General features: G+C 66.8%; 19 protein-coding genes and 1 tRNA gene. 13 read left to right on the forward strand and 7 right to left on the reverse strand.

Annotated features, from left to right (window positions below; translation table 11 throughout):
* Window positions 1-35: 35 nt before the first annotated feature.
* Window positions 36-1,118, forward strand: a complete 1,083-nt coding sequence (locus KUV38_RS06540) for a 2'-deoxycytidine 5'-triphosphate deaminase (RefSeq protein WP_222469274.1) — start codon at window positions 36-38, stop codon at window positions 1,116-1,118.
* Window positions 1,119-1,205: 87 nt separating this feature from the next.
* Here the strand turns inward: KUV38_RS06540 and KUV38_RS06545 are convergent, their stop codons facing one another.
* On the reverse strand, window positions 1,206-2,120 hold the full coding sequence (locus KUV38_RS06545) for a hydrogen peroxide-inducible genes activator (RefSeq protein WP_222469275.1): 915 nt from the start codon (window positions 2,118-2,120) through the stop codon (window positions 1,206-1,208).
* A 219-nt stretch (window positions 2,121-2,339) separates the two neighbouring features.
* Here KUV38_RS06545 and KUV38_RS06550 point away from each other — a divergent pair, with 219 nt between their 5' ends.
* The gene (locus KUV38_RS06550; protein WP_222469276.1) at window positions 2,340-3,005 is read left to right on the forward strand and encodes a VIT1/CCC1 transporter family protein; all 666 of its coding nucleotides are present in this window, start codon (window positions 2,340-2,342) and stop codon (window positions 3,003-3,005) included.
* Between the two features lie 123 nt (window positions 3,006-3,128).
* Here KUV38_RS06550 and KUV38_RS06555 read toward each other — a convergent pair whose 3' ends face one another.
* Window positions 3,129-4,265: a DUF6456 domain-containing protein gene (locus tag KUV38_RS06555; RefSeq protein ID WP_222469277.1), complete on the reverse strand. Its 1,137-nt coding sequence runs from the start codon at window positions 4,263-4,265 to the stop codon at window positions 3,129-3,131.
* Between the two features lie 240 nt (window positions 4,266-4,505).
* On the opposite strand from KUV38_RS06555, the gene KUV38_RS06560 reads away from it, so the two are divergent.
* On the forward strand, window positions 4,506-4,838 hold the full coding sequence (locus KUV38_RS06560; RefSeq protein WP_222469278.1) for a DUF6477 family protein: 333 nt from the start codon (window positions 4,506-4,508) through the stop codon (window positions 4,836-4,838).
* A 48-nt stretch (window positions 4,839-4,886) separates the two neighbouring features.
* Here KUV38_RS06560 and KUV38_RS06565 read toward each other — a convergent pair whose 3' ends face one another.
* The gene (locus tag KUV38_RS06565) at window positions 4,887-6,440 is read right to left on the reverse strand and encodes a trimethylamine methyltransferase family protein (RefSeq protein ID WP_222469279.1); all 1,554 of its coding nucleotides are present in this window, start codon (window positions 6,438-6,440) and stop codon (window positions 4,887-4,889) included.
* Between the two features lie 184 nt (window positions 6,441-6,624).
* Between KUV38_RS06565 and KUV38_RS06570 the strand changes: the two genes are divergently transcribed.
* The 3 genes from KUV38_RS06570 to KUV38_RS06580 all read left to right on the forward strand — a co-directional run bounded on the left by KUV38_RS06570 (window position 6,625) and on the right by KUV38_RS06580 (window position 9,775).
* Window positions 6,625-7,341 carry a DUF2270 domain-containing protein gene (locus KUV38_RS06570; protein WP_222469280.1) on the forward strand — a complete coding sequence of 239 codons (717 nt, stop codon included), beginning with the start codon at window positions 6,625-6,627 and terminating at the stop codon, window positions 7,339-7,341.
* Between the two features lie 87 nt (window positions 7,342-7,428).
* Window positions 7,429-9,018, forward strand: coding sequence for a glutamine-hydrolyzing GMP synthase (gene guaA / locus KUV38_RS06575; protein ID WP_222469281.1), 1,590 nt, complete (start codon window positions 7,429-7,431; stop codon window positions 9,016-9,018).
* Window positions 9,019-9,061: 43 nt separating this feature from the next.
* A complete protein-coding gene (locus KUV38_RS06580; RefSeq protein ID WP_222469282.1) occupies window positions 9,062-9,775 on the forward strand; it encodes an endonuclease NucS domain-containing protein in 714 nt (237 codons plus the stop codon).
* On the opposite strand, the gene KUV38_RS06585 is transcribed toward KUV38_RS06580, so the two are convergent.
* The 3 genes from KUV38_RS06585 to KUV38_RS06595 form a co-directional block, all read right to left on the reverse strand.
* Window positions 9,772-11,376 (reverse strand): AMP-binding protein, encoded by a 1,605-nt coding sequence (locus KUV38_RS06585; protein WP_222469283.1) that lies wholly within the window; start codon window positions 11,374-11,376, stop codon window positions 9,772-9,774. The genes KUV38_RS06580 and KUV38_RS06585 overlap by 4 nt on opposite strands.
* Window positions 11,377-11,432: 56 nt before the next feature.
* Complete coding sequence (locus tag KUV38_RS06590; protein ID WP_222469284.1) at window positions 11,433-12,164, reverse strand: RlmE family RNA methyltransferase; 732 nt, start codon at window positions 12,162-12,164, stop codon at window positions 11,433-11,435.
* Window positions 12,165-12,231: 67 nt separating this feature from the next.
* Entirely contained in the window at window positions 12,232-13,344 is a 1,113-nt protein-coding gene (locus KUV38_RS06595; RefSeq protein WP_222469285.1) for a Ppx/GppA phosphatase family protein, read from the reverse strand.
* A 272-nt stretch (window positions 13,345-13,616) separates the two neighbouring features.
* On the opposite strand from KUV38_RS06595, the gene KUV38_RS06600 reads away from it, so the two are divergent.
* The 7 genes from KUV38_RS06600 to KUV38_RS06630 all read left to right on the forward strand — a co-directional run bounded on the left by KUV38_RS06600 (window position 13,617) and on the right by KUV38_RS06630 (window position 19,772).
* Window positions 13,617-13,922, forward strand: a complete 306-nt coding sequence (locus KUV38_RS06600) for a virulence factor (protein ID WP_222469286.1) — start codon at window positions 13,617-13,619, stop codon at window positions 13,920-13,922.
* Between the two features lies 1 nt (window position 13,923).
* Window positions 13,924-14,868 (forward strand): methylenetetrahydrofolate reductase, encoded by a 945-nt coding sequence (locus tag KUV38_RS06605; RefSeq protein WP_410001021.1) that lies wholly within the window; start codon window positions 13,924-13,926, stop codon window positions 14,866-14,868.
* A gap of 26 nt (window positions 14,869-14,894) precedes the next feature.
* The gene (locus tag KUV38_RS06610) at window positions 14,895-15,875 is read left to right on the forward strand and encodes a methyltetrahydrofolate cobalamin methyltransferase (protein WP_222469287.1); all 981 of its coding nucleotides are present in this window, start codon (window positions 14,895-14,897) and stop codon (window positions 15,873-15,875) included.
* 260 nt (window positions 15,876-16,135) lie between these two features.
* On the forward strand, window positions 16,136-16,666 hold the full coding sequence (locus KUV38_RS06615; protein ID WP_222469288.1) for a hypothetical protein: 531 nt from the start codon (window positions 16,136-16,138) through the stop codon (window positions 16,664-16,666).
* Window positions 16,667-16,730: 64 nt separating this feature from the next.
* A complete protein-coding gene (locus KUV38_RS06620; protein ID WP_222469289.1) occupies window positions 16,731-17,225 on the forward strand; it encodes a hypothetical protein in 495 nt (164 codons plus the stop codon).
* On the forward strand, window positions 17,222-19,255 hold the full coding sequence (locus tag KUV38_RS06625) for an ASKHA domain-containing protein (RefSeq protein ID WP_222469290.1): 2,034 nt from the start codon (window positions 17,222-17,224) through the stop codon (window positions 19,253-19,255). Before KUV38_RS06620 ends, KUV38_RS06625 begins: the two co-directional genes overlap by 4 nt.
* A gap of 443 nt (window positions 19,256-19,698) precedes the next feature.
* Window positions 19,699-19,772, forward strand: a tRNA-Gly gene (locus KUV38_RS06630).
* 89 nt (window positions 19,773-19,861) lie between these two features.
* Here KUV38_RS06630 and pgi read toward each other — a convergent pair.
* Complete coding sequence (pgi, locus tag KUV38_RS06635) at window positions 19,862-21,472, reverse strand: glucose-6-phosphate isomerase (protein WP_222469291.1); 1,611 nt, start codon at window positions 21,470-21,472, stop codon at window positions 19,862-19,864.
* Window positions 21,473-21,475: the final 3 nt, after the last annotated feature.

A 21,475-nucleotide genomic window follows, 5' to 3' on the forward strand; every position in this document is an offset into this window, starting at 1 on the left:
TCGCGGGCGTTTGCTTTGACGGGGGTGCGCAAGCCATGAGCGAGACCACGGGCGTTCTGCCGGGGCAGGCGGTTTCGGCGATGATCGAACGGGGCAGCCTGCGCGGCGCGCCCGATGTCACCGAGGCTCAGATCCAACCCGCAAGCCTTGATCTTCGTTTGGGAACAGTGGCTTACCGCGTGCGCGCGTCCTTCCTGCCGGGCAAGGGCGCGACCGTGGCCGAACGGCTGGGCGAGTTCGGGATGCATGAGGTGTCGCTCGAGGGCGGCGCAGTGCTGGAAAAGGGCTGCGTCTATCTCGTGCCGCTGATGGAGAGCCTGAGCCTTGAGCCGGGGCTGACGGCGGTGGCCAACGCCAAGAGCTCCACCGGGCGGCTCGACCTGCTGACGCGGCTTGTGACCGACCGGGGCGTGGAGTTCGACCGGGTCCCTGCGGGCTACGAAGGCCCGCTCTATGCCGAGATCTGCCCGCGCAGCTTTTCGGTGCTGGTGCGGCCGGGGATGCGGCTGAACCAGCTGCGCTTCCGGCGCGGGCAAGCGGTGCTGGACGACGCGGCGCTGCGCGCGCTCCATGCCGAGGTGCCGCTGGTAGATGGCCCGGCAGTGATCGACGATGGGCTTGGCTTTTCGGTCGATCTGGAGCCGGGCAAGGACGGGCTGGTGGGCTACCGCGCCAAGCCGCACACCGGGATCATCGACCTCGACCGGATTGGTGAATACCCGGCGGCGGAGTTCTGGGAGCGGATCGAGACGCGGGAGGGGCGGATCATCCTCGATCCGGGGGCCTTCTATATTCTGGTGAGCCGTGAGGCGGTGACGATCCCGCCGATGTATGCCGCCGAAATGGCGCCCTATCTGGCGCTGGTGGGCGAGTTCCGGGTGCATTACGCGGGCTTCTTCGACCCCGGGTTCGGCCATGCCGAGGCGGGCGGCGCAGGCTCGCGCGGGGTGCTGGAGGTGCGCTGCCACGAGGCGCCCTTCGTGCTTGAGCACGGGCAGGTCGTGGGGCGGCTGATCTATGAACGCATGGCCGAGCGGCCCGAGCGGCTCTATGGCGCGGAGATCGCCTCCAACTACCAGGGCCAGGGGCTGAAGCTGGCGAAGCACTTCAAGGTTTAGGCCGGTGTCCCAGCCAGCGCGGCTGCGCCTATGGCGACCTCGGGATTGAGTATTTTCAGCAAAAAATGAAGCGGTTGCGCCCTACCCCTAGACCGGGAGCGCGGCGAGGCGGCTTTGGCCGGCTTCGCGGAGGATCTCGGCGAGAGTGGTGAACCAGCCGTCATCTGTGGCGGTCCGGCGGCGCAGCAGGCCGAGCGTGCGGGCGGGCTGCGGCTCGGAGAAGCGGCGCAGGGCGAGTTTGGGCGCGGCGGCCAACTCGGAGGCGGCGGCCAGCTCGGGCAGGAAGGTGAAGCCGAAGCCCTCGGCCACGAGGCCCGAGAGCGTGGCGAGGGAAGAGGCCCCCAGATCGACCCGCGTATCGGCCCGGCGCAGAGCGCAGACCTCCAACGCCTGATCGGCGAGGCAATGGCCCTCTTCAAGCAGCAGCAGACGGTCGGGGTCGAGCGCATTGGGGCTGATCGAGGCGCCCTGCCCGGCCAGCGTGGCGGCATTGCCGGCCAGCAGGAAGCGGTCGGCAAAGAGCGGCTCTTCGATCATCCCGGCCCGGCCCGAGGGAAGCGCGACCACGGCAGCATCAAGCCGCCCGGCCTCCAGCGCGTCGAGCACGGATTCGGTTTGGCTTTCGCGGATGCGCAGCTCAAGCGTAAGGTTGCGCGAGCGGATTAGCGGCAGGGCCACGGGCAAGAGATACGGCGCAACCGTGGGGATGACGCCAAGCGCAAGTCGCCCACCCAGCCCTTCGCGCCAGCGCGTCGCCTGCTCCAGCGCGTCCATCTCGGCCAGCACCGCACGAGCGTGGGCCAAGAGCTCGTGGCCTGCGGGCGTGAGCACAGCGCGGCGCGGCTGACGCTCCACCAACCGCAGGCCGGTTTGCGCCTCCATCTCTTTGATTTGCTGGCTCAGCGCAGGCTGGGAGATGTGCACAAGTTCCGCCGCCCGCACAAAACTTCCGGTTTCGGCAAGGGCGGTAAAGGAGCGAAGTTGGCGGAGGGTGAGGTTCATAAAGCGAGCTAATCGCAGCGCGGCGAAAAAGCAATTTCCATCTCGGAGCGAATCCGGGCAGAAACTGCGGAATTCCACCACTCCGGAATGAAGCCGGGCCGTCAGGCCGGTTTCTGGCGGGCCCCGTCCCCAGCGGGCGCCCGCCACCTTGACCGAGCGCAAGGAAAGGCCCGCGGGCGCATGGCATGCTGGTTTTGCAGCCAGCCAGATGAGCCAGACATGCCCCTGACCGACCACCTGAAGCAGATCACCTATGGCGGGAATGACGGGATCGTCACCACCTTTGCCATCGTCGCCGGATTCGCCGGCGCAGAGGCCGAAGGGGCGGCGGGAATCGGGGCGCTGGCGGTGCTTGTCTTTGGGCTGGCAAACCTCTTTGCTGACGGGGTTTCGATGGGGTTGGGCGAGTTTCTTTCCACCCGCTCGGCGCGGGCACTCTACCGGGCGGAGCGGGCGCGGGTGCTGGCCCGGGCGAACCGGGCGGCGCTGGTGGCTGTGCTCGGGCAGCGCGGCCTTGGCGCGGGTACGGCGGCGCGGGTCGCGGAGGGGTTGGAGGAAAGCCCGGAGCTGGTGGCCGACCTGCTGGCGGGTGCGGGCGTGGCCCTGCCCGACTTGCGCAGCGCCCGGCCTGCGGTGGATGGCCTCGTGACCTTTGGCGCCTTTCTGGCCTTCGGGCTGGTGCCGCTGCTGCCGTTCCTGCTCACCGGGCCGGAGGCGGACAGCGCGGCTGCCTCGGCATTGGCGAGCCTCGGGGCCTTGCTGGCGCTCGGCCTGCTCAGGGCGCGGGCGACGGGTGAGCGGGTGGCACGCGCGCTGGCGGAGGTGGTGGGCGTGGGGGCGCTTTGCGGGCTGGTGGCCTTTGCTGTGGGGGCTTTGGTGGGCTGACCACGTCACGGGGCATAACGAAAAGCCGCACAGGGTGATCCCCGCCCCTGACCAAGAAAAAACCCGCGCGGGGTGATCCCCGCGCGGGCTCCAGCAGTGGAGACTGCTCACCTCAATCTTGCGTCAGCCGATCATATGCGCCTCCGGCCCGTAGGCCTCTTCGTAGTGCCGCTTCAGCCGTTGGAGCGCGATGCGCAGCACGATCTTGCCGGAGCGGGCCGACCAGCCCATGCGCTTTTCGGTGGCTTCCAGCCCTTCGAGAAAGCAGCAGCAGCGCAGCACCATGTCGCCCAGTCCGGGGCCAAGGTCGCGCAGCGCCTCGGCCACGCGGGCGCGGCTGGCGGCGGGGCCGTTGGCCGGGCCTTTGCCTGCCTCGATCCGGCCCCGGGTGCCGCCGGTGAGGAAATTGTCCCAGTTCTGGGCCACGCGCGGGCCCATCTGCGCCATCTCGAAATCTTCGCGCAGGCGCTCGGCGGCGGCGACCAGATCGGCACCGAGGAAGGGCTTGCCATCCTTCTCGCGGCGGCGGGCCAGCGCCGTCACCGGGCTTTCGGCGCGGTTGTAGCGGATCTTGCGGGGCTTATCCTCGCCCGCGTCGGCCTCTTCGATATCGGCGTGCTGCCATGTGAAAGGGGTCATCCCCTCAGCAAAGCCGCCTGCCCCGCCCTCGGTTTCGGCCAGCATTCGCTTCAGCGCGGCGCGGCCTGCGGCGGTGATGGTGTAGCTGGCGACCCGGCCGGGCTTGCGCAGGGCGATCCACTCCTTGAGGGCGAAGGCTTGCGCCACCTCCCGGTCGACCACGGCGGTGCGGGTGGAGCGGCCATCGGCAAGGCTGCGCACCACGGCGGCCTTTTCCAGATCGGCGGCCACGGCCAGCACCGCGCCCGATTCCGACAGGCGGCGGAGGATACGGCGACCCTCGCGGGCGACGGTGGCTTCATCACAGATCTTGCGGTCGGGGGTGAAATGGCGGCTCATGCTCAGCGTCTCCTTGGCGGCCCGGGGCTTGCCCGCGGCCTCACACAGGTTGAAATGCACCTGCCCGAGACTGGCGAGAGCCTCATCGACAAGCGGATCGTCACGACGCTGTTCAAATCGCCTTATCTGCCTGAGAATCGTGGAGGCATGGACCCCCTCCGACCGCGCCAGCCCCCGAATGGAGAGCCCCGCCTCGGTGTGTTTCAGGTAGTGCAATGCGCTTCTGGGCACCCATTGTGGCACCGCTGCGGAGTCCTCCAGGTCTCCGATAATCCCGGTCATCCTCGCCGTCCCCTTCGATGTGCCCCTTGTGATCTTTTGTTGGGCAATCTCTGATGTATCAATCTCCAGCACATACACCCTAGGGGCGAATTGGTTACTCAGAAGTTAACAATGCGTCGTAAGGCTCAGCTTTGTCTAAAATTTGTGAAAAATTACTGCCGGTGCGTGCGCTCAATCGCTGATTGCGCAACACCCGTATAGGTTGTGCAACTGTGGCCCCGGCAACTCTGGGAGACCACCATGACAGATCAAACCCCCATTCGCACCGAGGGTCATCAGGCCCGCAAGACCACTGGCCCGCTCGGCGGGCTGCGCCGGCCCAAGCTGTTGATTCGGGCCGCGCGGCTCGGGCTGGCCGACTATTCCCGCACCCGCGATCTGAAGCGGATCATGCGAGTGGCCACCCTTCCCGCCCCCACCCAGGCCGTGCGCGACCTGATCCGCACCGAGGCGGAGATGGAGGAAGGGCGCCAGACCGGGCTTTCGACCTATTCGGTCATACGCCACGTCGAGGTGATGATCGCTCTGCTGGCCGAGGCCCGGCTGCTGCCGCAGGAGACCGCCGAGGGGTGAGCGGGGCTTTGGGGGCCTGAGCGCCCCCGCGCCCGATCTCCTGCCCGCTCACGACATGGAGTCGGGCAGCACCTCTTTACGCTTTGCCACGAAAGCCTCCAGCTCTTCGCGGATACCCTCGTCGAGCGCCGGGGCCTGATAGGCGGCGAGCAGCTTTTGCACCCGGTCGGCGGCCAGCGTCGCGGTATCGCGCGCGCCTTCCTCTTCCCATGTCTCGAAGGGCTTGTAGTCGAGCACTTCAGACTTCCAGAAGGCGGTTTGATAGTTGGCCTGGGTGTGGGCGCAGCCGAGGTAGTGGCCGCCGGGGCCGACCTCGCGAAGGGCGTCCATCGCCTGACCGTTCTCATCGACCGGGACGGGCGCAGCGAGGCGGTGCAGGATGCCGAGCTGGTCGGCGTCCATCACGAACTTCTCGTAGGACGACACAAGGCCGCCCTCGAGCCAGCCGCAGGCGTGCAGCATGAAGTTGACGCCGGAGAGCAGGCCCATGTTCAGCGAGTTCGCGGTTTCATAGGCGGCCTGCGCATCGGGCAGCTTGGAGCCGTTGAACGAGCCGGAGGAGCGGAACGGCAGGCCGAGGCGGCGGGCGAGCTGGCCCGCGCCATAGGTGACCTGGCTCGCCTCGGGGGTGCCGAAGGTGGGGGCGCCGGAGTTCATGTCGATCGAGGTGACGAAGGCGCCGAAGATCACCGGCGCGCCGGGTTTGACCAGCTGGCTGTAGGCCACGCCTGCCAGCACCTCGGCCAGCACTTGTGTGAGCGTGCCGGCCACCGACACGGGCGCCATCGCCCCGCCGACGATGAAGGGAGAGATGATGCAGGCCTGCCCGGCCTCGGCATAGGCTTCGAGCGCGCCCATCATCACCGAATCGAAGGTGAGCGGCGAGTTGATGTTGATCAGCGAGGTCATCGCGCAGCGCCCGTTCAGCCCGCCCTCTTCGCCCTTGAACAGGATCTCGGCCATCGCCACCGAATCCACCGCGCGGCTTGGCTCGGTGACCGAGCCCATGAACGGCTTGTCGGAAAGCGTGATGTGGCTCATCAGCATGTCGAGGTGGCGCTTGGCGACCGGAATGTCGGTCGGCTCGCAGACCGTGCCGCCCGAATGGTGCAGCCACTTGGACATGTAGCCCAGTTTCACGAAGTTATCGAAGTCGGCCATGGTCGCGTAGCGGCGGCCGCCCGAATTGTCGCGCACGAAAGGCGGGCCGTAAACCGGGGCGAGCACGAGGTTCTTGCCGCCGATCTCGACGTTGCGCTCGGGGTTGCGGGCGATCTGGGTGAACTGGCCGGGCGCGGTTTCGCAGAGCTTGCGGGCCAGCCCGCGCGGAATATGCACCCGCTCGCCCTCGACCGTCGCCCCCGCCTCGCGCCAGCGCTCCAGCGCCTTGGGGTTCTCGACAAAGGCCACGCCGATCTCTTCGAGCACGGTCTCGGCGTTGTGCTCGATGATTTCCAGCGCCTCGTCGTTCAGGATTTCGAGGTTGGGGATGGCACGGGTGATGAACTTCGCGGCCTCGATCTTGAACCCGGTGCGCTCCGCCCGGCGCGCGGCTCCGCCGCCACCGCGCCCGCGCCGCCTGCCTGCCGCTGCATCCGTCATACCCGAATCCTTTCCCTCAGAAGGGTTGCCTTTGCAGCCTGATAGCGGATGCCGGACGGGCTGCGAGGGCGGATTGCGCCGCCTCGGGGGGAAAAGCGACATGCCGAGGGCGTGCTGCGACGCGGCTTTGACCGGACGGGGGCAAAGATGCTTGAATGGCAGCCCATCGCGGAGGGAGGCCGCCATGACAGCATCCGCCAGCCCGGCCCCGGAGAGGGGCGCCCGGCGCGGGACCGAGGAGCGGCTCACGCTGACCTCCTCGGAGATCACCGCGCTCGCCCACCTCTACCGCGGCGAGGTCTATCGCAGCACCATCTGGCGCACCCGGCTCGACACCACCACCAACTGGGCGGTGGTGACGCTGGGAGTGGCGCTTTCGATCAGCTTTTCCTCGCCCGGTGCCTCGCCCCTGCCGCTGGTGTTGGTTGGCGTGCTGATCCTGCTGTTCCTGATGCTGGAGGCGCGGCGCTACCGTTACTTCAACGTCTGGCGGGCGCGGGCGCGGTGGATGGAGACCCATTTTTACGCGCCCATGCTCTATGACGGTGACCTGCACATGGAAGACGAGTGGCAGAAGGTGCTGAGCGAGGATTACCTGCGCCCGCATTACCACGTGAGCTTCTGGGTGGCGCTGGGGCGGCGGATACGGCGGAATTACCTGTGGATTCTACTGATCCAGAGCCTCGCCTATGCCGGCAAGATCGTGGTGCATCCGAATGCCATCGAAAGCTGGGAGCAGGCGGTGGTGCGGGCCGATGTGGGGCCGCTGCCCGGCGAAGTGGTGATCGGGATCGGGCTGTTTTATGTGACAAGCTGGTCGGCCATCGCCTTCTGGAGTTATCGGCACGACGCGGCGCTCGCGCGCAAGCGGGGCAAGAAAAGCTCCAGCTCGATGGGCTGAGGCCTGCGTAGGCGCCGGCCCCGCGCCCCCGATTCCCGCGCTTTGCAGGCTTGCACCCTGCCCCGGCGCGCAATATTGCCTTGCCCCATGAGCACATCCCTTCCCGAGCGCCACCACGAGCGCCTTCTCATCATCGACTTCGGCTCCCAGGTGACGCAGCTCATCGCGCGGCGGCTGCGCGAGTTGAGCGTGTATTGCGAGATCCACCCGTTCAACACGGTGGATGATGCCTTTCTGGCCGAATTCGCCCCCAAAGCAGTGATCTTCTCCGGCGGTCCGGACTCGGTGACCCGCGAAGGCTCGCCGCGCCCGCCGTCGTCGGTCTATGACCTCGGCGTGCCGATCCTCGGCATCTGCTACGGCCAGCAGGCGATGATGGAAGACCTCGGCGGCAAGGTGCATGGCGGCAAGAACACCGGCGGCGGCGGCACCGCAGAGTTCGGCCGCGCGAAGGTGACGCCCTCCGACGCCCGGATCGGCCTGCTCGAAGGCTGGTTCCTCGACGGGCCGGAGCAGGTGTGGATGAGCCACGGCGACCACGTGGCCAAGCTGGCGCCGGGCTTCGAGGTGTATGGCACCTCGCCCAATGCGCCCTATGCGATCACCGCCGACCTGAGCCGCAATTTCTATGCCGTGCAGTTCCACCCCGAGGTGCACCACACGCCCAACGGCGCCACGCTCTACGAGAATTTCGTGAAGCTGGCGGGATTTGCCGGCGACTGGACGATGGGCGCCTACCGCGAGGAGGCCGTGGCCCGCATCCGCGAGCAGGTGGGCGACGCCAAGGTGATTTGCGCGCTCTCGGGCGGCGTGGATTCTTCGGTGGCCGCCGTGCTGCTGCACGAGGCGATCGGCGAGCAGCTGACCTGCGTTTTTGTCGACCACGGGCTGATGCGCAAGGACGAGGCCCAGGAGGTCGTGGGCATGTTCCGCGAGCACTACAACCTGCCGCTGATCCATGCCGATGAGGGCGAGCTGTTTCTGGGTGAACTTGACGGCGTAAGTGACCCGGAAACCAAGAGAAAGATCATCGGAAAGCTCTTCATCGACGTGTTCCAGAAGCACGCCGACGAGATCGAGGGCGTGGAGTTTCTGGCCCAAGGCACGCTCTATCCTGACGTGATCGAAAGCGTGTCGTTTTCCGGCGGCCCGTCGGTGACGATCAAGAGCCACCACAACGTGGGCGGCCTGCCCGAGAAGATGGGGCTGAAGCTGGTGGAGCCGCTGCGCGAGCTGTTCAAGGACGAGGTTCGCGCGCTTGGCCGCGAGCTGGGCCTGCCGGCGAGCTTCATCGGCCGCCACCCCTTCCCCGGCCCGGGCCTCGCGATCCGCTGCCCCGGCGAGATCACGCCCGCCAAGCTCGACATCCTGCGCGAGGCCGATGCCGTCTACATCGACCAGATCCGCAAGCACGGCCTCTACGACGAGATCTGGCAGGCCTTCGTCGCGATCCTGCCGGTGCGGACCGTGGGCGTAATGGGCGACGGCCGCACCTACGACTACGCCTGCGCCTTGCGCGCGGTGACGAGCGTGGACGGCATGACCGCCGACTACTACCCCTTCACCCACGAGTTCCTCGGCGAAACGGCGACCCGGATCATCAACGAGGTGCCGGGCATCAACCGCGTGACCTACGATATCACCTCGAAACCACCGGGGACGATTGAGTGGGAGTGAGCTACGCTTAACTGCCTTCGCAGCGATCTGCAGGATCATTATTGTGATTGATGACAATGGCTTCAAAGAATGGCTGGTTGCAACCGGCGATGCGCCCAACACGGTGAATACTCGCGTTGCTACCGTGCGGCGGTTAGAGAGTGCCTATGGCGATCTAGCTAAGGCATTCCAGAACGATATCTGCGAACACATTCTTACAGAGCTGACTTACTCTGCGTCCGATGCAAGGAGAGGGGAGCCAAATCCTTCTCGCTTGGAGATGGACGGAGACATCTATAAAGGATTGGCAAGTTGCCGCACTCACCTTAAAAAATACATCGCCTATTTGGCTCGCGAGGAAGAAGATCCCCGCGGTGACGAGGTAAGCGAAGAAGTTTTGGAAGCCGCGGAAGCCAGATTTGGACTGGAAGCCGACCTGCAGACCGCACTACGCGCAAACATCAGCCAACTCGAAAAAGGGATGACTATTGCAGATGGCGGGTCAGAGCAAAGAGTTTCAAGTGGTTTCATAGACATTTTGGCCAAGGATGCAGATGGCCATCACGTCGTCATAGAACTCAAAGCTGTCACGGCCAGAAAGGATGCCATAGCTCAGTGCCTAGCGTACATGGGCGACTTGGCGGAAACGTTAGGCCAATCGCCACGTGGTATCCTGATTGCTCCTGACTTTGACGCAAAAGCAGTATCAGCGGCCCGCGTGGTACCTTCCCTCACATTGAAGCGATACAGCTTCACGTTCTCATTCACGGACTTCTAGCCGCGTTTCTTCAAGCTCCTCAAGTCATGAATACCCGCCCGCGTGCGCGGATCCTCCCCACCCGCGAACAGCGCGTGTTTTTGCACCTTCTGCGTTCCGGTGACCGGGATCTCGTCGACGAAGAGGATCCAGCCCGGGGGCTTGTAGTAGGCGAGTTGGGCGAAGGCGGCGGTGAAGATGGCCTGGGCGGTCTCGGCTGTTGGGGCGTGGCCGGGGGCGAGTTTAATGGCGGCCAGAACTTCTTCTTCGCGGGTCTCGTCGGGGCATGGGAGCACGGCGACGTTTTCCACCGCGGGGTGGGCGAAAAGGGTGTTTTCGACTTCAGCGGCGGCGATGTTTTCCCCTGCCCTTCGGATGATGTTTTTCTTTCGATCCACGAAGCTTATGACGCCTTCTTCATCCATCGTCACGGTGTCGCCGGTGTGAAACCAGCCGCCTGACCAGGCCTCATTGGTGGCGTCGGGCTTGTTCAGGTAGCCGGAGAAAAACCCGCGCCGGGGGGTGGCGGCGGAGTGGCGGATGACCATTTCGCCGGGGGTTCCGGGTGCGACCCGCGCCCCGGCGTCATCCCAGACCTGCACCTGCAGATCGGCGCGGGGGCGGCCCATGGCGCGGGTGTGGGGGTGGCGCGGCTCCTCTTCCATCGAGAGAACACGGCACATCTCGGTCATGCCCCAGAGTTCCACCAGCGGGATGCCGAAACGGGCCTCGAACCCGGTGTGCAGCGCGGGCTCGACCCCGGCGCCCAGCCCTGCGCGGAGCGCGCCGAGGCGCTCGGGGCCTGCCGCTTTGTCGGCCATCAGGACGGAGATCACCACGCCGAGATAGTGAAAGACGGTGGCGCCGGTTTCGGCGCAGTCTTCCCAGAAGCGGCTGGCCGAGAAGCGCGGCGGCTGGATCAGCGTCGCCCCGGCGAGCATCACGCCGAAAAACGTCAGCACGCCTGCGTTCACGTGGAAGGCGGGCAGCGGGTTGAAGATGCGGTCGTCGCCCGTCACCGCCATCGCGCCGCGCGGGCGCAGGTAGCTTTCGCCCATGAGCAGCTCGTAATCGTGGCTCAGGATGCAGCCTTTCGGGCGGCCAGTGGTGCCGGAGGTGTAGAGCAAGCTGGCCTCGGTTTCCGGGGTGATCGCACCGCCGGGCGGTGCGACAGGCGCGGCGGGCAGATCAAGGTCGCCCTCGAAGGGGCTGAAGAGCGGCGGATTTTCCATCTCGGCCGCAGCAGCCTGCGCAAGCTCTGCATGCTCCGGTGCGGCGATGATGAGCGTGGCGGCGGAATCCTCCAGCACGTAGGCCAACTCGCCGGGGCGATAATCGGGGTTGATCGGCACGAAGGAGATGCCGAGCCGGTTCATCGCCAGTTTCAGCAGGAAGTGCTCGGGCCTCGTGCCAAGGCAGACGGCGATGCGATGGCCCGCACCATAACCCGCCACAGCGAGCGCCTCTGCGGCCGCATCAACCCGTTCAGCCGCCTCCGCATAGCTCAGCGCCGGGCCGCCGGGGGCGACCAGAAACTCCGTCGCGCCAAAGCGGCGCACGGCCTCTTCCCACACCTCGCCGATGGCGCGGCCCTCGGTGCTGATCGCCTGTGGCTCGGTCATGGCACTCCTCCTCGCGGGCAGAGTGCCTTCGGATCGCGGGAAGGAAAAGGGGCTGCTTAGCCCTCGGCCTCGCGGCCCTTGAACCCGGTGGCGACAACGAATTTTTCGGAGCTGTCGGAGCGGCTTGCGCCGGGCTTCACGTTGGCGACCTTGGCGAAGCGCTGTTTCAGCAGCTTCTGCAATTCGCCCTCCGCCCCGCCGGCCAGAACCTTGGCGACGAAGGTGCCGCCCGGGGCGAGCACGTCGAAGGCGAGATAGGCGGCAGCCTCGCAGAGCGCGATGATGCGCAGGTGGTCGGTCTGCTTGTGGCCCGATGAGGCGGCGGCCATGTCGGACATCACCACATCGGCCTCGCCGCCGAGCCATGCCTTTACCTTGTCGTCGGCGCCATCTTCAAGAAAATCAAGCACATGCAATTCGGCCCCGGCGATCGGCTCCACCTCTTGCAGGTCGAGCCCGATGATCCGGCCCTGCGCCTTGCCGGACTTCTCGCCAAGTGCGTTGATCCGCGGCACGGCGACCTGGCACCAACCGCCGGGGGCGCAGCCAAGGTCCACCACCCGCGCGCCGGGCACCAGAAAGCGGTACTTGTCGTCCAGCTCCATGATCTTGAAGGCGGCGCGGCCCCGGTAGCCCTCTTTCTTGGCGCGCTGCACGTAGGGATCGTTCAGCTGCCGCTCGAGCCAGAGGGTGGAGGAGAGCTTGCGCCCACGCGCGGACTTCACCTTCACGCGAAGGTCGCGCATGCCCCGTCCGGAGCTGTTTTTACCTGTGGGTTTCTTGGCCATGTCGCCTAGGTGCGTTGCGCCAGCCGTCCTGTCAAGCGCAGGTCGGGCCTTGCCCGGCCTCCGGCCCTCAAAACGGCCCGTCTTCCAGCACCCCGTCGGCGGACATCTGGGCGTAGAGGAGCCCTTCGCGCAGCCCCCGATCGGCGACCGAGAGCCGGTCGGTCGGCCAGGCGCGCATCAGGGCCTGCAAAATCGCCGCGCCTGACATGATCAGCGCCTGACGGTCGCGGCCGATGCGCGGGTCGGCCCGGCGGCCGGCGTCGCCCATGATGAGGTAGCCCCGGATCACCGCGTCGATCTGGGCGGTGGTCATGCGCAGCCCGTCCACCTTGTTGCGGTCGTAGCGCCGAAGGCCAAGGTGCGAAGCGGCCACGGTGGTGACGGTGCCGGAGGTGCCGATGATCTGGAAGCCCTCGCGCCGCACGCCCGCCTCATAGGGGGTGAACTCGGCCAGCATATCCTCGAAATAGCAGGACATGAGCGCAAACCTAGCGCCATCGCCCGCCACGTCGCGGAACTGGTCGCGCAGGGTGGCAACCCCGAGGGGAATCGAGATCCAGTCGACCACCTTGGCGGCTGGAAACAGGCTCTCTTCGGTCACGAAACCCTTGTGCAGCCGCATGATCGCGCGCGGGCGCTCAGGCCGGGGCACGCGGGAAATGTCGATCCAGACAAGCTCGGTGGAGCCGCCGCCGATGTCGACCACGAGGAGCTGATCGGTCTTGGTGGAGACCAGCGGCGCGCAGCTCACAACGGCGAGGCGGGCCTCTTCCTCGGGCTGGATGATCTCAAGCTCCAGACCGGTCTCGCGGGCGACCATATCGATCAGCTCAGGCGCGTTCTCGGCCCGGCGGCAGGCCTCGGTGGCGACCAGCCGCATCCGCTCGACGTTGTGTTTTTGGAACTTCTTGCGGCAGATCCGCATCGCCTGCACCGTCCGCCCCATCGAGGCGCGGCTGATCCGGCCGGAGGCCTCAAGCCCCTGCCCCAGTTGGACAGACTTCGAAAAGCTGTCGATCACATGAAACTGGCTGCCTTTCGGCTGGGCCACCAGCATGCGGCATGAGTTTGTGCCAAGGTCCAGCGCGGCATAGGTGGCAACTGGATCGGCAACCGGCGGTGCAGGTGGTTCGACCGCTTTGGGGAACGCGCCCGCACCAGTGGGACGCTTCGCGGGCATGACGCCCTCCATTTCGAGTTGAGGCCAGCGTAACGCCCAAGGGTGCGAGATGGCAACTGTTTTGCCCGATCACCTCCGGCTCATGATCTGCATGAAAAATCCGATGATCCGGCCCCCTTTCACCGCCCGGCCCTGCCCGGTAGGTATGGATGCGACCGGCGCTTGTCGTTTCCGTTCCTCACCATGTCGAAATCCGCGCGTGGGGGGCGGGGTTTTCCGCGTAGACGGGAATGCGAGAGGTGCCTTTTGGCAAGCGTGAAAGGACAGGCCACATGGCCGAAATCACCATCGTCTACTGGCGGGATATCCCGGCACAGGTCATCGTCGGCAAGGGTCGGCGCGGGTCGAAGGCGGTGTTGCCGGAGCGTTTTGAACAGGCCATCGACCGCTGCGCCATGAAGATCGGCGCGAAGGACAGCGATGCCTACCTCTCGGAGTGGCGCAAGGTGCCCTCCGGCACGGCAGAGGGTGACCCCGATACCGTGGCGAAGGAAACCGCCCTGCGCCTTGAAAGCGAGCATGGGCCGGAGGAGATCAAGGCCCTGATCGCGAATGATGGCTGGGCCCAATCGGCCTGACATGATCCGTTTCTGGGAGCGCGCCATGAACATCCTCAACTTCCGCCGCAAAAGCCCCACCCCGATGAACGGGGATGTGGCTGGCTACATTCAGGGCTACTCGATCGAGGTGATGCCCCGCACCGCCGAGAAGGTGGAAGATTTCCGCGCGATCCTGCCCGAGGGCACCCGGGTCTACATCGCCCATATCGACGGCACCCCGATTGACGACATGGTGGCGACAGCCAAGCGCATCGCCGGTGAAGGTTTCGAGGTGATGCCCCACTTCCCGGCGCGGATCATCCCCAATGCCGCCACGCTGGCCGATTGGATCGCCCGTTACCATGGCGAGGCGGGCGTGACCCAGGGCCTGCTGCTGGGCGGCGGGATCAGCCAGCCCCACGGCGACTTTTCGGACTCCATGCAGCTGATGGAGACCGGCCTGTTTGATCGCGCCGGCTTCAAGCGTCTGCACGTGGCCGGCCACCCCGAGGGCAACCGCGATATCGACCCGGATGGCGGCATGAAGAACGTCATGCAAGCCCTTTGTTGGAAACAGGATTTTGCCGAGCGTTCCGATGCCGAGATGGCCATTGCAACGCAGTTCTGCTTCGAGGCGGACCCGGTGGTGAAATGGGCCGAGGATCTTGCCGCCGAGGGCGTCCGCCTGCCGATTCACATCGGCATCGCCGGGCCAGCCAAGCTGCAGACCATGATCAAGTTCGCCATCGCCTGCGGCGTCGGCCCCTCCCTGCGCGTGCTGCAACGCCGCGCCAAGGACGTAACCAAGCTGGTCCTGCCTTTCGAGCCGGGTGATGTGCTGGCCGGCCTTGCCGCCGCCCGCGCCGAGGGCCGTGCCACCAATATCGAGCAGGTGCATTTCTTCCCGCTGGGCGGGATCAAGACCTGCGCCACTTGGGCCGCCGAAAACGGCGCGCCCGCCACCGCCCAAACCGCCCGAGCCTGAACACCCGAGCCCAAAGAAAGCGCCCCATGACCCGTACCGTTATCGAGTCCAAGACCAAGACCGTCACCATCGGCTTCGACGAGCCCTTCTGCGTGATCGGCGAGCGGATCAACCCGACCGGCCGCAAGAAGCTGGCCGCCGAGCTTGAGGCCGGGGATTTCAGCACGGTCGAGCGTGACGCGCTGGAGCAGGTGGCTTGCGGCGCGACCGTGCTCGATGTGAACTCGGGCGCCGTCTTCACCAACAAGATGGCCGAAGACCCGCGCTACGCCGACAACAACTTCGTCGAGCCGATGCTGATGAAGCAGCTGATCGAGAAGGTGCAGGCAGTGGTCGACGTGCCGCTCTGCATCGACTCCTCCGTGCCCGGCGCGCTGGAGAATGGCCTCGAGCAGGCCGAGGGCCGCCCGCTGCTGAACTCGGTAACCGGCGAAGAAGAGCGGCTGGAGCTGGTGCTGCCGCTGGTGAAAAAATACAACGTGCCGGTGGTGGCGATCTCCAATGACGACACTGGCATCAGCGAAGACCCCGACGTGCGCTTTGCGGTGGCGAAAAAGATCGTCGAGCGCGCCGCCGATTTCGGCATCCCGGCGCATGATATCGTGGTGGACCCGCTGGTCATGCCCATCGGCGCGATGGCGACCGCCGGGCATCAGGTGTTCACCCTCGTCCGGCGGCTCCGCGACGAGCTGGGCGTGAACACGACCTGCGGCGCCTCCAACATCAGCTTTGGCCTGCCGCACCGCCACGGCGTGAACGCGGCCTTCCTGCCGATGGCGATTGGCGCTGGCATGACCTCGGCGATCATGAACCCGGTGCGCGCCGTCGAGATGGAAGCGATCCGTGCCGCGAACCTGCTGATGAACCACGACCCCAACGGCGGCGCGTGGATCGGCTTTTCGCGCGTGCTCGATGCAGTCGAGGCCGGCGAGAGCTTTGCCGAGGCCTCCAAGGCGGCCTCTTCGGCCGGTGCAGGCCGGGGCGGGCGGCGCCGTCGCCGGGCCTGAGGCCGATTTGTTTCAAAACGTCGGTATCATTCCCGCCGCAGGAGCTGACGCGCTTAACCGCTTGTTAGCTCCTGTGGCGCAAATTGGACGGTATGGACATGGGGGGCCGCACTTCCCCCGCCGCCCAGAACGGGCCTGCACTTCACCCCCGCACCGCTCAGCCGTGTCTGACCGGGGGATTTGCGGCCCACTCTTGCGCCCTTCCCCGTCGCCGCGCCCTCACTTGCCTTCTCGAGGGCCACGCCGCAATCTCTCCCGCAGTGTCTGCAGATCTGTCTCCAACCCGGACGGCCGCGATCGTCCTGCTCGTCATCGCGATGGTGGCCGCCTTGGCCGCCGCCCTCGCGACCCCCTTCCTCTCTTGGCTCGACCGGCCCGGCTTCTCGGCTGCCGATCTGCAAATGCCGATGGAATGGACACACGATGGGGTCAGTTACCGAGCAGATTTCGCGATTGGTGGATGGTGCGGCTTGCAGGTCACCACGGAGGTGCTTTCGCCACCCGAGCGCAAGGCCGAGTCGCGCGAGTGGAGTTTGATCATGCGCGAGTTGGGCGATGCCACGCTGCTGGTGGCGCCAGAGGCGCCGATGGGCCTGCCCGCCGCCCTCGTCACCCGGTCCCGCAGAGGCGAGGAGTTTGTGCATACCTGTCGCACCGGCGCCGGAGACACCTGCGCCCCATCAGAGCGTGGCAGCGCAATCATCCCGATTCCCGCCGAGCTGACCGAGCATGCACAAGCCATTCTCGACGACCTGCACGCCCAGATACGCCACTGCCGCAGCGCGACCTGAGCCGCCTCTTGCCAGAAGGCCCCCAAGCGGGCATCCAAGGGCCGTCCGCCCGGAGGCTCGCCGCGTGAAACCCGTCATCATTTCCATCGCCGCCCTGCTGGTGCTGGCCATGGTCGCCGCGCTGGCGATGGGCCTTGCGCGCCGGAGCCAGACCGCGGGCAGCGGCGAAGATCAGGCTTTCCCGACCGAGTGGAGCGCGGGGCAGTTCACCTATCGGACCGATTACACCCTCGCAGATTGCGAGATGCGCATCACCACCGAGGTGGTGGAGCCCGAGGGCTTCGAGGCCGAGAACCGGGTGCTGATCGCCCCGCTCACCGCGCTGGACCCGGCGCGCATCGAGACCACAGCGCGCAACCCCGTGCTTGGCCTGCCCGGACTGCTGACCTTCCATGCCAAGCCCGGAGCGGCGGTGCGTTGCGAGTTGCGCGCAGGCGGCCCCTGCCCTACGGCGACACGCGACAAGGCGGAGCTTCAGCTGCCGCCCTTCTGGGCCGACCGGCCCGATGACCTGGCCCGGCTTGTCCGCGCCGAGATTGACGGATGCACTGCCCCATGACCGACCCGCTCGTGATCTTCACCCCCTCGGGCAAGCGCGGCCGCGTGCCCGCCGGCACCTCGGTTCTCACCGCCGCCCGCAAGCTTGGCGTCGACCTCGACTCTGTCTGCGGCGGGCGCGGCATCTGTTCCAAGTGCCAGGTCAGCCCCGGCTTCGGCGAGTTCTCCAAGCACGGCGTCACCGTGGCCGAAGACGCGCTCACCGGGTGGAACGATGTCGAGGCCCGCTATGACCGGGTGCGCGGGCTGAAGGAGGGTCGCCGCCTCGGCTGCCAGGCCTGCATCGAAAAGGACGTCGTGATCGACGTGCCGCCCGAGAGCCAGGTGCACAAGCAGGTCATCCGCAAGAGCGCCGACACCCGCGCCATCGAGATGGACCCGGCGGTGCGGCTCTATTTGGTGGAGGTCGAAGAGCCCGACATGCACGCGCCCACGGGCGACCTCGAGCGGCTGAAGGTTGCACTGGAGAAGGCATGGGGGATCAAAGGCTTGCAGGTCGATCCTGACCTGCTCACCGGGCTGCAACCGGCGCTGCGCAAGGGCAACTGGCAGGTCACCTGCGCGGTGCATGATGCGGGGCAAGGCCCCCGCCTGCTTGCGCTCTGGCCGGGCTTTCACGAAGGGCCGCTGCATGGCCTCGCCATCGACCTCGGCTCCACGACCATCGCCGCCCATCTCTGCGATCTGGAGAGCGGCACGGTGCTCGCCTCGTCAGGCGTGATGAACCCGCAGATCCGTTTTGGCGAAGACCTGATGAGCCGCGTCAGCTACGCGATGATGAACCCCGGCGGCGCGGCGGAGATGACCGCCGCCGTGCGCAGCGCGCTGGCCGACCTCGCCCGCGCCTGCGCCGAGGAGGCTGGGGTCGCGCCCGACTCGATCTTCGAGATCACGCTGGTCTGCAACCCGGTGATGCACCACCTCGCCCTCGGGATCGACCCGGTCGAGCTGGGCCAGGCCCCCTTCGCGCTCGCCATGTCGGATGCGCTGGAGCTGCCCGCCGCCACGCTCATGCCCGGCGCGATCCACCCGCAGGCCCGCGCCTTCGTGCTGCCCTGCATCGCCGGCCATGTGGGCGCCGATGCTGCCGCCGTTGCGCTCTCGGAAGCGCCGCACAAGTCGGACGACCTCGTGCTGGTGGTCGACGTGGGCACCAACGCCGAGATCCTGCTGGGCGACAAGCGCCGCGTGCTGGCTTGCTCCTCGCCCACCGGCCCCGCCTTCGAGGGGGCGCAGATCAGCTCGGGCCAGCGCGCCGCGCCGGGCGCCATCGAACGGGTCGAGATCGACCCAGAGACCAAGGAGCCGCGCTTCAAGGTGATCGGCTGCGAGCTGTGGAACACCCAAGAGGGCTTCGACCTTGCCACCGCGACGACCGGCGTGACCGGCATCTGCGGCTCCGGCATCATCGAGGCGGTGGCCGAGATGCGCATGGCCGGGCTTCTCGACCGCTCCGGGCTGATCGGCTCGGCGGAGGCCACCGGCACTGCGCGGATCACGCCGCAGGGCCGGACCTATGAATACCTCATCCACGACGGCACCGCCGAGGGCGGTCCGCGCATCACCGTGACCCAGGGCGACATTCGCGCCATCCAGCTGGCCAAATCGGCGCTCTATGCAGGGGCGCGGCTGCTGATGGATGAGCTGGGCGTCGACACGGTGGACCGCGTGGTTCTGGCCGGGGCCTTTGGCGCCCATATCAGCCCCAAGCACGCGATGGTTCTGGGGATGATCCCCGATGCGCCGCTCGCCAAGGTTACCAGCGCGGGCAATGCCGCCGGCACCGGCGCGCGGATCGCGCTGCTGAACCGGGCGGCGCGGGGCGAGGTGCAGAAGATCGTGCGCGAGATCACCAAGGTCGAAACCGCAATCGAGCCGCGCTTTCAGGAGCATTTCGTGGCTGCCAACGGCATCCCCCATGCCTCCGCCCCCTTCCCCGAGTTGAGCAAGGTGGCGCCCATGCCGGAGCCCTCCTTCAACACCGGCGGCAGCGGCGAATCGGGCGGGCGCAGGCGGCGGCGCAGCGGCTAAGGCCGCTCGGATCGGCGGGTTTTATCCCATGACAGGCTTTGTCATTGGTAATGCGAGGGGCGAGGCCCCATATCAGTTTCAACGCAGCGCAGAGCTGACGGACTGAAACGATATCAAGGCAATAGACCGATGAGCATGGCCCTTTTTTCAACCCTCGCAGCGGCGCTTGGCACCGCTGCGAAGCGCGCACCGAGCGGTGGACCCGTGAGGCAACCCGCCCCGGCCGCCGTGGCCGCCCGCGCAGATTAAGTCTCCCTCCGGCGACTGACGGACGGCACCCCAAGTCATCCTCCCCTGAACGGCCCGATTTCTCCGCGGGCCGGGGGTGCCGTCCGCGCCGGCCCTGCGGGGTGGAGCGTGGCAGGTCAGGCCCTGCCCCTCCGCCCCGCCTCTTTTTCAGCATCTTGACGGCGGCCCCCGGCCCCCGTATCTCAGCCTTCGCGGCGGGTATGATGTAATGGTAGCCTGTCAGCTTCCCAAGCTGAACGCGCGGGTTCGATTCCCGCTACCCGCTCCAGATTTCTCTAGACGCAGCTCCGAACGAAGCGCCAAGACGGCAGCGCTTTTGGGCCATGAAGCGTGCGCCTTCAAGGCGCCCTGCCGCCCTCACCGCCGTTTGCGGATGAAATCCACCAGCATACGCGTGCTGTCGTCCTTGTCGGCGCCATCGCCCTCGCCAGCGACGACGGGTTGAAGGGCCAGTGCCAGCTCCTTGCCCAGCTCCACGCCCCATTGGTCGAAGCTGTTGATCCCGAGGATCACCCCCTCAACAAACACCCGGTGCTCGTAGAGTGCGATGATCATGCCCAGCACCTCCGGCGTCAGCTCGGGGTAGAGTAGCATGGTCGAGGGGCGGGAGCCGGGGAAGGTGCGGTGCGCGGCCTGCCGCTCCAGCTCGGCCCCCTCGAAGCCCTTGGCCGCCATCAGCGCCATCGCCTCCTTCTTCGAACGACCGTTCATCAGTGCCTCGGCCTGCGCGAGGCAGTTGGAAACGAGCAGCTCGTGCTGATGGGCCAGCTCGCTCTCATGGCCGCGCGCCGCGACCATGAACTCACAGGGCACAACCCCGGTGCCCTGATGGATCAGCTGGTAGAAGGCATGTTGGCCGTTGGTGCCCGGCTCGCCCCAGACGACCGGGCCGGAGGGCACCTTGAGCTTTTCGCCATCCATCGCCACGCGCTTTCCGTTGCTCTCCATCTCCAGCTGCTGGAGGTAGGCGGGCAGCCGGGCGAGGCGCTGGTCATAGGGCAGCACGGCGCGGGTCGGGTAGCCGCAGATCTGGTGGTGCCAGATGCCGACGAGGGCCAGCAGCACTGGCAGATTGTCTTTGAACTCGGCGGCGCGGAAATGCCTGTCCATCGCCTGCCCGCCGCGCAGGAAGGCGCGGAAGCCCTGCGGCCCGATCGCCAGCATGAGCGAGAGCCCGATCGGCCCCCAGACAGAGTAGCGCCCGCCGACCCAATCCTCGAAGCCGAAGACGCGCTCCGCTGGGATGCCGAAGGCGGCGGTCTTTTCCATGTTTGTCGAGAGCGCGGCGAATTGCGCCTTCGGATCGCCCCCGCCCTCGCTCATCCAGGCTTTGGCGGTGGCGGCGTTGGTCATGGTCTCGATGGTGGTGAAGGTCTTGGAAGCGACGATCACCAGCGTGGTCTTGGGGTCGAGGCCGCGCAGCGTGTCGGCGATATCGGCACCGTCGACATTGGCGACGAAATGGGTGCGCGGGCCGTCGTGATAGGGCGCGAGGGCGAGGCAGGCCATCGCGGGGCCAAGATCGGAGCCGCCGATGCCGATGTTCACCACATCGGTGATCGCCCCGCCTGCGCCGGTAAAGCGCCCCTCGCGGACCTCGTCCGAAAACGCCTCCATCCGGCCGAGCACTTCCTTGATGCCGGGCATCACATCGGCCCCGTCCACCATGACAGGCCCACCATCGATGCCCCGCAGCGCCGTGTGCAGCACCGCGCGGCCCTCGGTGTCATTGATCTTTTCGCCAGTGAACATCGCCTCGCGCTTGGCGGCCACCCCCGCCTCTTCGGCGAGTTGCATCAGCAGCCAGAGCGCCTCGGTGTCGATGCTCGTCTTGGAAAAGTCGAACAGCATGTCGCCCATGCGGGCCGAAAAGTTGCGCGCCCGGTTCGGCGTGGCAAAGAGCTTGGCGATCGGGCGGCGGGCATGTTCGGCGTGATGGGCCCTGAGCTTCTCCCACATGGGTGGCATCCT

Origin of the sequence: Vannielia litorea (genome assembly GCF_019801175.1) — a bacterium.
Taxonomy (GTDB): Bacteria; Pseudomonadota; Alphaproteobacteria; order Rhodobacterales; family Rhodobacteraceae; genus Vannielia; species Vannielia litorea_B.